The 15,642-nt window shown below is 65.6% G+C and carries 10 protein-coding genes; 5 read left to right on the top strand and 5 right to left on the bottom strand.

Going from position 1 to position 15,642, the window contains the following annotated elements; translation table 11 throughout:
• Positions 1–34 precede the first annotated feature (34 nt).
• From OVA11_RS14935 to OVA11_RS14920, 4 genes are all read right to left on the bottom strand, one after another.
• Entirely contained in the window at positions 35–886 is an 852-nt protein-coding gene (locus tag OVA11_RS14935; RefSeq protein WP_268068090.1) for a hypothetical protein, read from the bottom strand.
• A gap of 5 nt (positions 887–891) precedes the next feature.
• Complete coding sequence (locus OVA11_RS14930; RefSeq protein ID WP_268068089.1) at positions 892–2,367, bottom strand: CHASE2 domain-containing protein; 1,476 nt, start codon at positions 2,365–2,367, stop codon at positions 892–894.
• A gap of 771 nt (positions 2,368–3,138) precedes the next feature.
• Complete coding sequence (locus OVA11_RS14925; protein ID WP_268068088.1) at positions 3,139–4,653, bottom strand: tryptophan halogenase family protein; 1,515 nt, start codon at positions 4,651–4,653, stop codon at positions 3,139–3,141.
• Positions 4,654–4,757: 104 nt separating this feature from the next.
• Complete coding sequence (locus OVA11_RS14920; RefSeq protein WP_268068087.1) at positions 4,758–7,523, bottom strand: TonB-dependent receptor; 2,766 nt, start codon at positions 7,521–7,523, stop codon at positions 4,758–4,760.
• A 308-nt stretch (positions 7,524–7,831) separates the two neighbouring features.
• Here OVA11_RS14920 and OVA11_RS14915 point away from each other — a divergent pair, with 308 nt between their 5' ends.
• The 3 genes from OVA11_RS14915 to OVA11_RS14905 all read left to right on the top strand — a co-directional run bounded on the left by OVA11_RS14915 (position 7,832) and on the right by OVA11_RS14905 (position 11,835).
• Complete coding sequence (locus tag OVA11_RS14915) at positions 7,832–9,646, top strand: alpha-amylase family glycosyl hydrolase (protein WP_268068086.1); 1,815 nt, start codon at positions 7,832–7,834, stop codon at positions 9,644–9,646.
• A complete protein-coding gene (locus OVA11_RS14910; RefSeq protein ID WP_268068085.1) occupies positions 9,622–11,265 on the top strand; it encodes an alpha-glucosidase in 1,644 nt (547 codons plus the stop codon). Before OVA11_RS14915 ends, OVA11_RS14910 begins: the two co-directional genes overlap by 25 nt.
• Before the next feature lie 96 nt (positions 11,266–11,361).
• Positions 11,362–11,835: a nuclear transport factor 2 family protein gene (locus OVA11_RS14905; protein WP_268068084.1), complete on the top strand. Its 474-nt coding sequence runs from the start codon at positions 11,362–11,364 to the stop codon at positions 11,833–11,835.
• A 31-nt stretch (positions 11,836–11,866) separates the two neighbouring features.
• Here the strand turns inward: OVA11_RS14905 and OVA11_RS14900 are convergent, their stop codons facing one another.
• Positions 11,867–12,955, bottom strand: coding sequence for a LacI family DNA-binding transcriptional regulator (locus tag OVA11_RS14900; RefSeq protein ID WP_268068083.1), 1,089 nt, complete (start codon positions 12,953–12,955; stop codon positions 11,867–11,869).
• A gap of 245 nt (positions 12,956–13,200) precedes the next feature.
• Between OVA11_RS14900 and OVA11_RS14895 the strand changes: the two genes are divergently transcribed.
• Together OVA11_RS14895 and OVA11_RS14890 are read left to right on the top strand one after the other, a co-directional pair.
• Positions 13,201–14,697 carry an MFS transporter gene (locus tag OVA11_RS14895; RefSeq protein ID WP_268068082.1) on the top strand — a complete coding sequence of 499 codons (1,497 nt, stop codon included), beginning with the start codon at positions 13,201–13,203 and terminating at the stop codon, positions 14,695–14,697.
• Complete coding sequence (locus OVA11_RS14890; protein ID WP_268068081.1) at positions 14,694–15,632, top strand: alpha/beta hydrolase; 939 nt, start codon at positions 14,694–14,696, stop codon at positions 15,630–15,632. The genes OVA11_RS14895 and OVA11_RS14890 overlap by 4 nt, the downstream gene beginning before the upstream one ends.
• Positions 15,633–15,642: the final 10 nt, after the last annotated feature.

The raw sequence follows: 15,642 nt of genomic DNA, 5'->3' as shown, positions 1-15,642 counted from the left end.
GCCTCGCCCTTCCCCCACCGGCTAGGATGACGTCTCAGCCGCCCGCATAGCTTTCGATCAGACGGTAAACACTGCCGCGATCGAGACCGTTGAGCGGGGCGGAATGAAGGATCTGCTCGGCTTCAAAGCTCCAGACGTCTGGCAACACGCGCGCCAGGTCCGCTGCTGTGGCTGCCTGCTGCACTTCGAGATCTTCAAAGGTCTTGAATTCAGCAGGCGTGGGCGGCGCATCGGCCACGACCGTGATCTTGCCCGTCTGAACGGCGCCTGCAGCGTCCGTGGCTTTCAGCACATAGTCGCCCGGCGCTAGGGCAGGGGTGGCCAGCGCCACGTCGCCGTCAGCGCTAGCCCCGTTAGCCAACACCTTATCACCAGACAGGATAGACAGCTTGTAGCCGGGCGTCCCGCCTATCAGACGAACCAGCAGTTGCGTGCGTCCAGCGGTAAGTTGCTGGCCGCCGGTCGACAGTGAGGCGACCGCGAAATCCAGCGGCGGTTCGCCGCCACGAAGGCGCACGTCCCAAGGTTGGCGCTTCATGTCTGGCATCAGGTGATCAACCAGGGCGCTGTAAGCGCTATGGGAAACCTGGGCCTTAGCCCGGCCCTTCACGGTGTAGGGCGCTGCGCCGACAGTGACCTTACCCGCACCGTCCAGCGACACCAGGACGGTGGCCCCGTTCTCAGTCTTGATGACATCCTGGTCGCAGACCACGTCCAACACACGCGGCCGAGCCACAGGCGCGCCGGCGCGTGTGATGATCACGTCCTGTGGCTTGCCATTAATTCGGGTAATAACCCCTGCGCCCGAGCAGGACGCTTGGACACTGGAGGCTCCCAGGACAGTAAACGCAGCAGCGAACGCGAGCAATGACACCTTAGACTTCATGGGTTCTACTCCGAGAATTCCTGAATAGTTTCAGCGACTGCCGCACCGAAGGCCGGCGCAGACATGAAGCCCCAAAATCCGTACTTCAATGTCACCAGCAGAATCGCGACGCCGACCCAGTGCGCCGCAAGGCCGATGAGAAGGTTGATGACGACCGGGTTCAGCGGCAGCAGGACCACGTGGTGCGCCCAGTGGCTCGCGCGGGATTTGCGGTGGTGATAGCGCTCGCGCAGCGCTCGAGACACCGCGAAGCCAAAGGTGATCATCAAGCTGATGCACAAGAGGGCGGCGATCTGGGCGGGGAGCCCCGCCTGACGCAGGCCGCCATCAGTCCCACTGATCCCACGCACTGCGTTGGTGAGGATCATGGGGCCTGACATCATGTGCAGCGGCGTTTGTTGAAAGTCGTTGGCGACGGAGTTGGTGCCGCCGATGATCGCCAAGCGACGACAAAGGAACTCTCGACCGGCATCTGGGCCCGCCGCCAGGATGTCGCCTGCCGATACGCGGCGGAACACAGAGGCGTCGGAGTCCGCGCCGCAGGTCTTGAACCCTGGCCAGCTGGCCGGCAGCAGCGCCCAGGCTGGTTCCTCATGCCGCGGCGCCAGGGAAAGCTGGAAGTGGATCACCTCCCCATCCTGATCCATGTGATGATTTGCAGCGTGCGCGGGCGCGTGCGAGTTGGCGCAGGCTTTCGGCGCCTCTTCGAACGCGAGCGCCGCGGGACTGCCGGCGGGCGGCTTTCCACTCAACGCCTCACTGGCCAGCAGCGCCGCAGAGTAAAGGGGGGCCACACGGCCGTTCTGAACAACACATTGGAAGGGTAGAAATTCGCGCACTGTTCCGTGCAAGTCGGCGAGAACCCGGACGGTGGACCAGTGGATATTCTGAGCCTTGGCGACAATAGGATCATAGTCGGTCTGGGGCAGCATGGGGCTCTCGCCCTCCAGGCCCAGAACCGCTGGAGCGAAGGCCTCGCGAGCAATGATTAGCCGTGGGGCATGGGGCGTCGCCGCCCAGTTTTCCAGAACCTGCCTTAGAGCGGCCGACCCTTGTGGATCGTCCGGCGCCGGCGCGCCGATATCGACATCGACAATCACCGCGCCCGGCATGGACGAAGAGGGTGTGGCCAGGATGAACTTCAGCAGATCGGCCAACATGCCCCGTGGCGCGGAGGCCGTCGGTTCTCGGCCGGGCCGGACAGGAACATAGGTCTGTTGGCGCAAGGTGGCGTCGTCGATATCGAGCAGCACAGCCGGAGGTCCGTCGCCAACCACGGCGTCCTTGGTCAGCTTAAAGGCCGTGCTCAGCATCTCACGGTCCGGTTCGCCGATGATTGAGCGCTCGACGACCGGAATCCGAATGAGCGCCAAAACGACGAGGCCGGCACAAAAGCTAATGAGCGCGCGCCGCCACGAACCTGCGAACTCGCGCCAAAGATGTCCGGCGAAGGCTGACGCCCTTCGAACGAAATTCTTCATGAAGGCCCCCACGCCGCCGGCGTGACGCCGGAGCAGCGCACTTCTATCAAACTTGCTTAACAAGTGAACCACCTTGTCTGGCAAGACAGACACTTTTCTACACTGTGTTACGCAGGGTGATCCTAGCTCAGCGACGGCCATACGCTTGTTTCGACAGTCTAACGAAAAATTGGGGCAGCAGATTGATCTTCCCGTGATCCTCGCTCTTGGCAGTGGACACCGACACTAGCTTTCAGGCCTGGAATGGAGTGTCTGAAGAGATTGAAATCTTGGAACTTTGCGAGGGTCTCCAAAAAAGAAGCGGTTGGGCGTCACAAGTGGCGTGCATACTCGGCGCCAGATGTCGCATCACTGAAGTTGACGCTTGGGCGCTTGAAGCAATCCGGCGCATGTCGGATACAGATCGCGACTTCAGGTTGAGCTCTACGGGATCTTGAACCCCTACACCGGCCGTAGCGCGATCGAAGGCCTGCTGCCGCATGCCCCTCCCGCAACCCGGGTGACGTCCGCCGCCCCATATCCCGAAGAAAGCGGGCCTATACGGGCCGGCGAGGCGCCGGTGACATCCCGCATAAGTCCTAAGGTCCCAATTCCGAACGTCAGAGTGTGGCTCGCGTAGGACGTCGCTAGGCACGCGGGGGCGGCGCGCGATCCTGGGCGCTATGGGCGGCGTGGCCGTCTATGGCTGTGTGCAGATCGGCGCGCCGTGCGCCGGCGGGCTAGCGAGCGCCTGGAGCGTCCGTGACGGGGGGAGCGCTCGCGCCTATCGGGTCAGGCGCGCGCAGGCCGGCTGGGACAGTTTTTGGCGATGAAGTCGCCGTGGGCGGGCAGGGCGTCGATCGCCCGGCTCATGATCTGGCGCAGATTGGCCAGATACTCGTCGAGCTGGGCGTCGGAGACGACGCCGGTGAGCGGATGGAAGGCCTCGGGGATCACGCCTTGGCCGATCAGCACCTGGATCCAGCTGGCCTCCTTGAAGAGGTCGTCGTCCTGGCTGAACAGGCGGCCGGACTGGGAGAACAGCGCGATGCGGGCCTTGAGGCTGTCGGGCATCTCCATCCGGCGCACCGCCTGCCAGAACGGCGTGTCCTCGCGCGTCGTGGCCTTGTAGTGCAGCACCAGAAAGTCGCGGATGTACTCGTACTCCAGGGCCGTCTGGCGATTGTATTCGGCGATCTCGACCGGGTTGAAGCCGCGATCGGGGAAGAGCGCCAGAAGCCGGCTGAGGGCGGACTGCACCAGGTGGATGCTGGTCGACTCCAGCGGCTCCATGAAGCCGCTGGCCAGGCCCAGGGCCACGACATTGCGGTTCCAGAACTGCTTGCGCCGGCCCGTCGTGAACCGCAGCTGTCTCGGTTCGGCCAGCGGGGCGCCGTCCAGATTGGCCATCAGCACGTCGGTCGCCTGGGCCGCGTCGATATGGTCGCTGCAGAACACGTGGCCGTTGCCGGTGCGGTGTTGCAGGGGGATGCGCCACTGCCAGCCGGCCCCATGGGCGGTGGCGCGGGTATAGGGGGTGAGGGGCGTGACCGAGGCGCAGGGGACGGCGATGGCGCTGTCCATCGGCAGCCAGGCGCGCCAGTCCTCATAGCCGCTTTTCAGGGTCTCCTCGATCAGCAGGCCGCGGAAGCCCGAGCAGTCGATGAAGAACTCGCCGCCGACCTTGCGGCCGTCCTGCAGGGTGAGGCCCGTGACGAAGCCGCTCTCGGGGTTCTGGTCGACCCCGACAATGCGCCCTTCGACGCGGGTGACGCCCTGAGCCTCGCTGTAGCGGCGCAGGTACTGAGCGTAGAGCGCGGCGTCGAAGTGGAAGGCGTAGACGAGCCCCTCCAGATAGCCGCCGCCCACCTGGGCGATGCGGTCGAAACGCCCGGCCTTGGCCGCCTGGGCGTTGAGGGAATAGTCCCAAAGGCTCTCGTCATGCCCGGCCTGGCGCCGACGCAGCCAGTAGTGATGGAACGGCGCCATGCCCAGCGGGCGGCCGATGGGGCCGAAGGCGTGCAGATAGGACTGGCCCACCGTGTGCCAGTCGACGAACTCGATCCCCAGCTTGATGGTGCCGTGGGTGGCGGCGAGGAAGTCGTTCTCGTCCAGTCCCAGCAGGCCGTTGAGCAGCCGGATGGCCGGAATGGTGGCCTCGCCGACCCCGACGATGCCGATCTCGTCGGACTCGACGACGGTGATGGCGACAGAGGGGCCCAGCGTACGCGAGAGCAGGGCCGCGCTGATCCAGCCGGCGGTTCCCCCGCCCACGATGGTCACGGCCTTGATCGCCGTATCGGTCATTCGCGTCCTGCCCAGGCCCGCCTCTCTGCGCGGAGGCTCTCATAAAAAAGACCCCGCCGGAATGATCCGGCGGGGCTCCGAGATTGCAGGAGGAGGTTTGGGGATTAGAAGCGGTACGACACGCCGACCATGTAGGTCGCGCCATACTTCTGGTAGTCGATGGTCTGGCGCTGATCGTCGTTGTCGTAGGTCTTGAAGGGCTCGTTGGTGATGTTGTTGGCCTGCAGCAGCAGGGACAAACCGTTCATCGGGCCATCGCGGAACTCGTAGCCGATCTGGGCGTCGACGACCGACTCCTTGTCGACGGTCCGGAAGACGCGCGCGGCGCTCAGGCCGGCGACTTCGCCCAGGAACTTGCCGCGATAGCGGTTGCTGATCCGGGCGTTGAAGCCGTTCTTTTCATAGTAGAACGTGGTGTTGATGACCGTCTTGGACAGGCCCGGGATGGTGATCGGGTTGGTGCCCTTTTCCAGCGTCACCTTGCTGTCGGTGAACGAGCCGCTGATGATCAGGCCGAAGGGCTTCAGCGGTTCCCACAGCAGGTCGCCCTGCAGCGAGGCCGACAGCTCCAGGCCGCGGATGTAGCCGCCGTCGCCGTTGTCGGGGCCCGAAACCAGACCGATCTTAGTGCCCAGCTGCGCTTGCTGCGCGGCGCTGAGCAGGAACAGATAGTCCGAGAAGTCCTTGTAGGACGAGGAGTTGGAGTTGACGAAGTTCGACAGCTCCTTGTGGTACACGGCGGCCGACAGATAGCCCGAGCGGCCGAAGTACTTTTCCACCGCCACGTCGATGCCGTCAGCGATGTAGGGGCGCAGGTTCGGGTTGCCGCCGTTGGCGCTGAAGTACGAGTTGTTCGGGTCCGTCGAGGTCAGGCGCGAGGTGTTCTGGTTGAACGACTGGCTGGCGCGCAGTTCGTCCATCCGGGCCCGGGCCAGGGTGCGGGCCGCGCCCACGCGAATGTAGAGCTCGTTGCCCGCGTCGAACGTCAGGTTCAGGCTCGGCAGGGCGTAGGTGTACTTGTCGCCGTCGTCGGTGACCGTCGGATTGGCCGGCGCAGACGGGTTGACCGCGACGCCCTTCGAGAACTGGTCGGTGCGAACCACCTGCAGGCCGAAGTTGCCGGTCACGGGGATCGCGCCGACCTGGGTGTCGACGCCGAACTTGGCGTAGGCCACCTGCACGTCTTCACGGACCGACCAGTTGCGGGTCTGCACGGCCGGGTTCGCGTCGGCGATCAGGGTGTAGTAGCCGTTCTTCAAGAGGTAGGTCGGGTCATAGGCCAGCATGGCCTTGATGCCGATCAGGTCCAGCTTGGCGACGCCGATGATGGCTTCCTGCGGGATGGCGCGGCTGGTCGGGGCGCCGTCGGCGATGCGGCCGCCGAAGGTGAGGAAGCTCTCGTGGACTTCCTTCTCTTTCTCACGGCGGCTGGCGTTCACGCCGAACTCGACCGACTTGATCAGGCGCCAATCCAGGTCGCGCTTGGCGGTGAACCGGGCGGCCGTCAGTTCGTCGGTGATCGACGGGGTGTTGTAGAAGCCGGCCTGGGTCAGAGCGCCGCCGGAGGCGCCGCCGCCCCAACCTTGCGGGTCGGTCAGCTTGAACAGGTTGCGGTCGGTGTAGTCGAGGGTCGAGGCGAACATCGTGCCCGCGCCCGGCGTGGTGGTGAAGCCCAGGGTGTCGGTCGCGCCGACACCGCTCGGGCCGGTGCCCGCGTAGGATTCGAAGATCACGTCGGTGCGGTCGGCCGAGGAGTAGCTCAGATCCGTCGTCAGCGACCAACCGTTATCGGTCAGGTAGTTCAGGTTCCAGCCGGCCGACTTCAGCGTGGTGTCGCGCGTGTTCAGGTCGTTGCGCATCACGCCCTTGACGCCCGAGAACGTGCCGTTGGTGATCAGGCCGTTGCTGGTAGTGCGCGTCGGCTGCAGCGTCGCGGACGACCATTGCAGCGGCAGCTCGATGCCGCGCAGGATCTGCTCTTCCTGGAACTCCGAGTAGTAGACGTCCAGCGAGGTCGTGACCTTGTCGTTCGGCTTGTACTCCAGAACGCCGATGGCGCCGAAGCGCTCGAGGTTGTTCGACTGGATGTAGGGCTTGGCGCCGCCGATCACGCGATCATTGGCCGCGTTGATGGTCGGATAGCCCCAGGCGTTGAAGCGCTTGCTCTGGGTCGGGGTCGAGATGTCCGAAACGGCCAGGGCCAGGCCAACCGTGTCGTTCGCGAACTGGTTGACGTAGGTGGCGCTGAAGCGGTGACCCGTGTCCTTGGCGTCCGGGTTCAGCTTCTTCTCGCTGTTCATTTCATAGCGAGCGTTGGCCGACAGGATGCGCTTGCCGTAGGTCAGCGGGCGGATCGTCCGCAGGTCGGCGGTGCCCGACAGGCCCTGACCGATCAGGCCGGCGTCCGGGGTCTTGTAGACCACCACGCCCGAGAGGATTTCCGACGGGTACTGGTCGAACTCAACGCCGCGGTTGTCGCCGGTCGAAACCTGTTCGCGGCCGTTCAGCAGGGTCGAGGTGAAGTCCGGGCCAAGGCCGCGGATCGAGATGACCTGGGCGCGGCCGTCGAGGCGCTGGGCGGTCAGGCCGGGCAGGCGAGCCAGCGACTCAGCGATCGAGGTGTCCGGCAGCTTGCCGATGTCTTCGGCCGAGATGGCTTCGACGATCGACGTCGAGGTCTTCTTGAGGGCGATGGAGTTTTCGAGACCGGCGCGGATGCCGGTGATGACGACTTCCTCGACCTTGGTCTCATCCGCAGCGGGGGTGGCGGTCTGGGCCTGGGCCGAACCGGCGACGGCGAAAGCGAGCGCAAGGCCCGTGGCTCCGCCGGCCATCAGCCAGGCGCGACGGCGCGAAAATTGGGTGTTCATACGAGTTCCCTCCCTGTCCGGCTCTGCGCTTTGGGTCATGCGACGGGCCGTTGCTGCAAACTACTGCAAATTAACGGACCGTAATCAACCCAAAAAATTGCAAACTCGGCCCGCGGCGGATCCTGGGGGCGCTGGAAATGCGCCTTGTGTGGCTTCTTTGCGCCACTTTAGACCGGCTCTGGGAGGTTCTTGGTTCGAAAATCTCCTCAAGTTGACGGATTGACAGCTTGCTAAACGGACTGCAAATTCTTGCAAAGAATTGCAATGCGGCTCGCAAGTCGGGGCGTACGTTGAAGGGGGAGGGAGCGATGAGGGCCTTGACGCCCTGGCGGCGGACGCTGCTGGCCATGACGGCCTTGAGCGCGCTCGGCATGGGCGCCCTGGCGACGGCCGTCTCTGCGGCTCCCAGCCCCCATCTCCAGCGCAAGCCCCAGGACGAGGTGATCTACTTCGTTCTGCCCGATCGTTTCGAGAACGGCGACGCGACGAATGATCACGGCGGTCCCGCCCGAGGGGCGCTGATCGACGGCTTTGATCCGACGCGCGCGGGCTTCTATCACGGCGGCGACCTCCAGGGCGTCACGCGCCGGCTGGACTATATCCAGGGGCTGGGCGCGACGGCTGTCTGGCTGGCGCCGATCTTCGTGAACCGGCCCGTGCAGGGCCCGCCCGGCCAGGAATCCGCCGCCCATCACGGTTACTGGATCACCGACTTCACCGACGTGGATCCGCATCTGGGAACCAAGGCCGACTTCAAGGCCCTGGTCGACGCGGCCCATGCGCGCGGCATAAAGGTCTATATGGACATCGTCGTGAACCACACGGCCGACGTCATTCAGTACAAGGAATGCCCGGACAACCGCTGCGCCTATCGTGGTGTCGCCGACTATCCGTATGTGCGTCGTGGCGGGCTCGACGGCGCGCCGATCAATGACGGCTTCGACGGCAAGGACTTCAGCAAGCTCACCCGGCCGGACTGGGCCTACACGCCCTATGTCCCCGCAGGGCAAGAGCGCGCCAAGACACCGGCCTGGCTGAACGATCCGATCCACTATCACAACCGGGGTGACAGCACCTTCGCCGGCGAGAGCTCGCTGCTGGGTGATTTCGCCACGCTCGATGACGTGTTCACCGCCAATCCGCGCGTGGTGGAGGGCTTCATCGAGGTCTATGGCCGGTGGATCGACGACTTCGGGATCGACGGCTACCGCATCGACACCGCTCGCCATGTGAACCCGGAGTTCTGGCAGGCCTTCGTCCCGGCCATGCAGGCGCGCGCCAAGGCCAGAGGTATCCCGAACTTCCACATCTTCGGCGAGGTCTTCGACCCCGATGTCGCCACGCTGGCGCGGCATGTGAAGGTCGACAAGCTGCCGGCGGTTCTGGACTTCGCCTTCCAGGCGGCGGTGACGGATGTCGTGACCGGCCGCGCCGGGCCTGACCGGCTGGCCACGGTCTTCGCCGGCGACGCTGTCTATGAAGGCGGCGAGGCGACGGCGCGCCAGCTTCCGACCTTTCTGGGCAACCACGACATGGGCCGTATCGGTCACTTCGTCCTGAAAGCCCGTCCGCAGATCAGCGACGATGAGCTGCTGGCGCGCGTCACCCTGGCCAACGCCATCATGCTGACCGCGCGCGGCGTGCCGACGATCTACTATGGCGACGAGCAGGGCTTCACCGGCGACGGCGACTATGCCGACAGCCGCGAGGACATGTTCCCGAGCCAAGTCACCAGCTACAACGACAACCGCCTGGTCGGCTCGAGCGACAGGGGCGCGCGGTCGGCGTTCCAGACCGAGAGCGTCCTCTATCGCCGGATCGCGGCGCTCGCCAAGCTGCGGACGGCGACGCCTGCGCTGCGCGAGGGGCGGCAGGTGGTCCGTGTCGCCGAGGCCAAGCCCGGCCTGCTGGCGTTCTCGCGGCTGGCGGCGGGAACCGAGGTTCTGGCCGTCTTCAATACCAGCGACAAACCGATCAAGGCGCGCGTGCCGGTCGAGACGGACTCCGGGGCTTGGAAGAGCCTGCACGGAACCTGCGTCTCAAGCGCCGTCGCGCCAGGCAGCTACAGCGTCGAACTGGCGCCGTTCGACTACATGATTTGCGTTTCCGAGGGACGATCGTGACAGTGCAGGTTCTAGAGCGCCCCGATGCGGAGATGTCGATGAACGCCGAATGGTGGCGCGGCGCGGTGATCTATCAGGTCTATCCGCGCAGCTTCGCCGACTCGAACGGCGACGGCGTCGGCGACCTGCCGGGGATCACCGCGCACCTCGACCACATCGCCTCGCTGGGCGTCGAGGGGGTGTGGCTGTCGCCGTTCTTCAAGTCGCCGATGAAGGACTTTGGCTACGACGTCTCGGATTACTGTGATGTCGATCCGATCTTCGGGACCTTGGCCGATTTCGACGCGCTGATCGCGCGCGCCCATGCGCTGGGCCTGAGGATCATCATCGATCTGGTCTTCTCGCACACCTCGGACGAGCACCCCTGGTTCACGCAAAGCCGCCAGGACCGGACCAACGCCAAGGCTGACTGGTTCGTCTGGGCAGACGCCAAGCCCGACGGCAGCCCGCCCAGCAACTGGCAGTCGGTGTTCGGCGGTCCGGCCTGGACCTGGGACGCCCGCCGCGGCCAGTACTACATGCACAACTTCCTCAGCAGCCAGCCGCAGCTGAACCTGCACAATCCGGCCGTCCAGGAAGCTCTGCTGGCCGTCACCCAGTTCTGGATCGATCGAGGCGTAGATGGCTTCCGCTTCGACGCCATCAATTTCTCGATGCATGACCCGGCCCTGACCGATAACCCGCCCCTTCCGCCGGGCGGCAAGCGCACCCGGCCGTTCGACTTCCAGGACAAGATCCACAACCAGGGCCACGCCGATATCCCGAAGTTCCTCAGCCGTCTGCGCGCCCTGACTGACGCGGCCGGCGGGCGCTTCTCGGTGGCGGAAGTGGGGGGCGATCACGCCGAACGCGAGATGAAGCTGTTCACCGCCGGCGACGACCGCCTGAACAGCGCCTACGGCTTCCTCTACCTGTACGCCGACAAACTGACGCGCGAGATGGTCCCGCAGGGCGCAGCGATCTGGCCGGGCGAGGCGGGGGAGGGGTGGCCTTCCTGGACCTTCTCGAACCACGACGCGCCGCGCGCCGTGTCGCGCTGGGCGGAGGGGCGAGATCGCAAGGCCTTCGCCGAGATGTGCCTTCTGCTCCTGATGGGCCTGCGGGGTAATGTCTTCGTCTACCAGGGCGAAGAACTGGGCCTGCCCCAGGCGAATGTGCCATTCGAGCGCCTGCAGGACCCCGAGGCCATCGCCAACTGGCCCCAGACCCTAGGGCGAGACGGAGCCCGGACCCCGATGCCCTGGACCGCGAGCGCGCTCAACGCCGGCTTTTCGGCGGTAGAGCCGTGGTTGCCCGTTGACCCTGAGCATCTCCCCCTGGCCGTTGACGCCCAGGAGGCCGACCCCGCCTCGACGCTGAACGTCGCGCGTCGCCTGATTGCTCTGCGCAAGGCCTTCCCAGCGCTACGGACGGGCGTGATCCGCTTCGTCGATACCAATACGCCCTTGCTGATCTTCCAGCGCGGCGAGGGGGCGGACGCCGTCTTGCTCGCTTTCAACCTCGGGTTCCAGCCGGTGACCTGGGCGCTTCCCGACGGCTGGACTTTGGTCGATGGCGTAAATCTGGACGGCGAAGGCGAGATGCCGGTGTGTGCGAGCCTGATCGCTCGGCGCGGCTAGCGCACGGGCGACGCACGCTTGCCGGATGACGGCGAATTCACACGACATTGAGCGGCGAATGCAGGATCCAGGGCTGCGCAAAGCCGTGGAGCTGCGATGTCCGCCATTCTCGCCGCCTTCGTCGCGACCTCGGTTCTGGCCTCGCCGGAGCCCGGTCTGACCCAGACCATCGCGGCGCGTGACGCCGTGCTGTTCAACGTCATGTTCGCCAAGTGCGATCCGGCCGCCCTGGCGGCCCTCGTGACGGACGACATGGAGTTCTACCACGACAAGGGCGGCGCCATGGATCGCGAGGCCTTTGTCGCCGACTACGCCAAGAGCTGCGCCGCCAAGCTTGCGCCGGACGCCTGGCGGTCTCGCCGCGAGCTGATCCCCGAAACGCTGAAGGTTTACGCCATCCCGGGCTTCGGCGCCGTGGAGGAGGGGGCGCATCGCTTCTACGAGCGAAGGGGCGACGGCGCGGAACGGTTGGCCGGTAGCGCGCGGTTCTCAATCCTCTGGCGGCTTGGCGCTGACGGACATTGGCGGATGGCACGAACGTTCAGCATCGATCACGCGGCCGCGCCCTAGGCGCCGCTTCCGCGTCGTCCCGAGCCAGGCTTCAGCCTCCGCAGCTTTCCCGGATGATCAGATCCGTCGGCACGCGCTCCGAGCGGCTGGCCCGTTCGCCGCTGTCGAGCAGTTTGGAGACCATGAGTTTGCCGGCCTTGGTCGTGTCCTGGGCGATGGTCGACAGGGCCGGGCTGGCGTAGCGGCTGAACGGAACATTGTCGAAGCCCATCACCGAGACATCGCCCGGGACCGACAGCCCGGCGTGCTTCAAGGCGCGGATCGCGCCCAGGGCGATCAGGTCCGAAGCCGCGACGACGCCGTCGAACGCGACGCCATTGTGGATCAGGCTGTCGACGGCGGCCTCGGCCGACTCGACCTCGAAGTGGGCCGGTACGATCAGGTCGGGATCGACGCCCAGCTTGACGTGCTCCAGGGCGTCGAGATAGCCGCGATGGCGCTGCATGGCTTCGGGCGCCTCGGTGTCGCCCAGGAAGACGATGCGTTTGCGGCCCAGGCGCTGCAGGTGCAGCGTCGCGCGACGACCGCCCATGACGTTGTCGGAGCCGACCGAGCAGTAGTTCTGGTCCGGCAGTTGCGCGCCCCAGACCACGAAGCGGTTCTCGGTCTCGGCCAGACGATTGAACGCTGCGTGCAGCGAGCTTTGCCCCAGGAAGATCACGCCCTCGGCCCGGCTGGTGGTCATGGCCTCGGAAAGGTCGTCGAAGTTGGTCGGCGCGATGTGGGACAGGATGACGTCGCAGCCGCGCTCGCGGGCCGCCTCGCCGACGCCGGCCAAGAGTTCGAGGAAGAACGGATCCGACATGCTGCTGCCCCGGCCCTGGGGGCGCGGGGTGACGATGGCGATGGTCGCCTCGGCGCCGATCGGACCGGCGGGCATATAGCGGCGGAAGGGGTAGTCCATCTCGCGCGCGAGCTTCCAGATAAGCTGTTTGGTGCGCTTGTTGACGGCCGGGCTATCGTTGAGGGCGCGCGAGGCGGTCGAGATCGAAACGCCCGCCAACTTGGCCAAGTCTTCCAGTCGCGTCGCGCCCTTGCTCACTCCGAACTCGCCCCTAATGCAAAGATTTCTGCAAATATTTTCAGAGCCCCATAAGACGCGCTTCGACGGCGTTTGCAAGCGCGCCTCGCCGGCCCTGGGTCGAAATTCGACATTGAAAACTAATGCAAAGATTCGCGGTCAACTGGTGGCGCTACGAGCGATCCGGCGCTTTTTGGGAATTCCTGAATGTCAAAATTACTCAATCAGTCATGCATTTGACGTTGCGTGTGACGGCGGTGCGTGCGCAAATATAGCCTGCAAAGCGCAATGAAAAATTTTGCGAACCAGCCGGGCTAACCGGCGGTCGGGGCGGCGGAGGACCGATGGCCAGGCAAAGGCTCAGTTTCCTGCAGATCTGGAACATGTGCTTTGGATTCTTCGGAATCCAGATCGGTTTCGGCCTGCAGAACGCCAACACCAGCCGCATCTTCCAGTCTCTCGGCGTGGATGTGAACCACCTTGCGATCCTGTGGATCGCCGCGCCGGCCACGGGGCTGCTGGTTCAGCCGATTATCGGTCATTTCAGCGACAAGACCTGGGGGCGCTTCGGGCGACGCCGGCCCTACTTCTTCTGGGGCGCGATCCTGACCACCCTGGCGCTGCTGGTCATGCCCAACTCGCCCACGCTGTGGGTGGCGGCGGCGGCGCTCTGGATCATGGACGCCTCGATCAACATCACCATGGAGCCGTTCCGCGCCTTTGTCGGCGACAACCTGCCCGACGAGCAGCGCGCCACCGGCTATGCGATGCAGAGCTTCTTCATCGGGCTGGGCGCGGTGCTAGCCTCGGCCCTGCCCTGGATGCTGACCAACTGGTTCGACGTGGCCAACACCGCGCCCGCCGGCCAGGTGCCGGACTCGGTGCGGATCGCCTTCTACACCGGCGGGGCGGGCTTGCTGCTGGCGGTTTTGTGGACGGTGTTCACCACCCGCGAATACAGCCCCGAGCAGCTTTCCGCCTTCGAGACCGCCGAGCGCGAGGCCGCTGGGCTCGGCGCGCCTGTGGAAGCCGAACCGTCGGGCAAGGCCTATGTCACGCTCGGGGTTGGCGGCGCCGTGCTCGGCGTTGCTCTGGCGCTGGTTGTCCTGAGCGCCGGCCTTGAGAAGGAGCTCTACGTCCTGGCCGCTCTGCTGTTCGGTTTCGGCGTCGCCGGCTTGGCGGGGGCGGGGTTGAAGCGCATCGGCCGCACCGACAACGGCTTTTCCGAGGTGCTGGCCGACGCCTTTCGCATGCCCAAGACCATGCGGCGGCTGGCGGTGGTGCAGTTCTTCTCGTGGTTTGGCCTTTTCGCCATGTGGATCTACACGACGCCCGCCGTGGCCACCGTCCACTTCCAGGCGGCCGACACCGCGTCCAAGGCCTATAACGACGGCGCGGACTGGGTCGGCGTCCTGTTCGCGGTCTATAACGGCGTGGCGGCGCTGGCGGCCTTGCTCATTCCCCTGATGGTCAAGATCACCAACCGGCGCGTCAGCCACGCCATCTGCCTGTGCCTCGGCGCGCTGGGTCTGATGTCCTTCCTGGTGATCCGCGATCCCAAGCTGCTCTTGATCGGCATGGTGGGCGTCGGATTCGCCTGGAGCTCGATCCTCTCGGCCCCGTACTCGATCCTCGCCGGAGCCCTGCCGGCGCGGAAAATGGGCGTCTACATGGGCATCTTCAACTTCTTCATCGTCATCCCCCAATTGCTGGCGGCGACCCTGCTGGGGCTGCTGCTCAAGACCTTCTTCGAGGGACAGGCGATCTATGCGCTGGCGCTGGGCGCGGCCGGATTCGTAATCGCCGCCCTGGCGACGTTCGCCGTGGAGGATCGGACGTGATCGCGCGCCGCGCCTTCCTGGGTTTGACGCTGGCGGGCCTGGCGGCCCCGCCGGTCCAAGCGGGCGTGGCGACCGGCCGGATCGAGCTTGTTCCGGCCGTCACCTCGCGCTTTGTCGACACGCGCAAGGTTTCGGTTTGGCTGCCGCCGACCTATGACGGTCGGACGCCGCACGCCGTGCTCTACATGCACGACGGCCAGAACCTGTTCGACTCCAAGATCGCGCCGTTCGGCGAGTGGGGCGTCGACGAGAGTCTCGGCGACCTGATCGCCCGCGGCGTGATCCCGCCCACGCTGGTGGTCGGTGTCTGGAACACCGCCAAGCGTTTTCGGGAGTACGCGCCGGAAGATCTCGCAGCCAGGCTTGAACCCTCCGCTGCGGCCCGCGCACGGGCGCAGTTGGACGGCCCGTTGGCGTCTGACGCCTATTTGCAGTTCCTGGTCGGCGAGCTGAAGCCGCTGATTGACGCGCGCTATCGCACCCGTCCCGAGCGGGAGGCGACGACGATCATGGGATCCAGCATGGGCGGGCTCATCTCGCTCTACGCCGGCATGAAGCACCCCGAGATCTTTGGTCGGGTCGGGTGCCTCTCCACCCACTGGCCGCTTCTCCTGGCGGACAAGGCAAGCCTCCTGGATCCGGCCTGGTTCAATCCGGTCAGCCAAGCGATCCGCAGCTTCCTGGAAGCGGGCGCGCCCGCTGCGGGTCCGACAGCGCCGCGTTGGTGGTTCGACTGGGGCACGGAGGGCCTCGACGCAGCCTATGCGCCGTATCAGGCCGTCGCCGACGCCGTCTTTGCGGCCAAGGGCTATGTCCAAGGCCGCGACATCCTCACGCGGGGCTTTCCGGGCGCCGCGCACGACGAACCCTCCTGGCGGGCTCGCCTCGCCCGTCCCCTGCAGTTCCTGCTCGCGTCCCCCGCGGGCTCCGTTTGAAGAGGCCGTA

It is taken from the genome of Caulobacter sp. SL161, assembly GCF_026672375.1.
Classification (GTDB): domain Bacteria; phylum Pseudomonadota; class Alphaproteobacteria; order Caulobacterales; family Caulobacteraceae; genus Caulobacter.
This window is presented reverse-complemented; position numbering and strand designations above follow the sequence as displayed.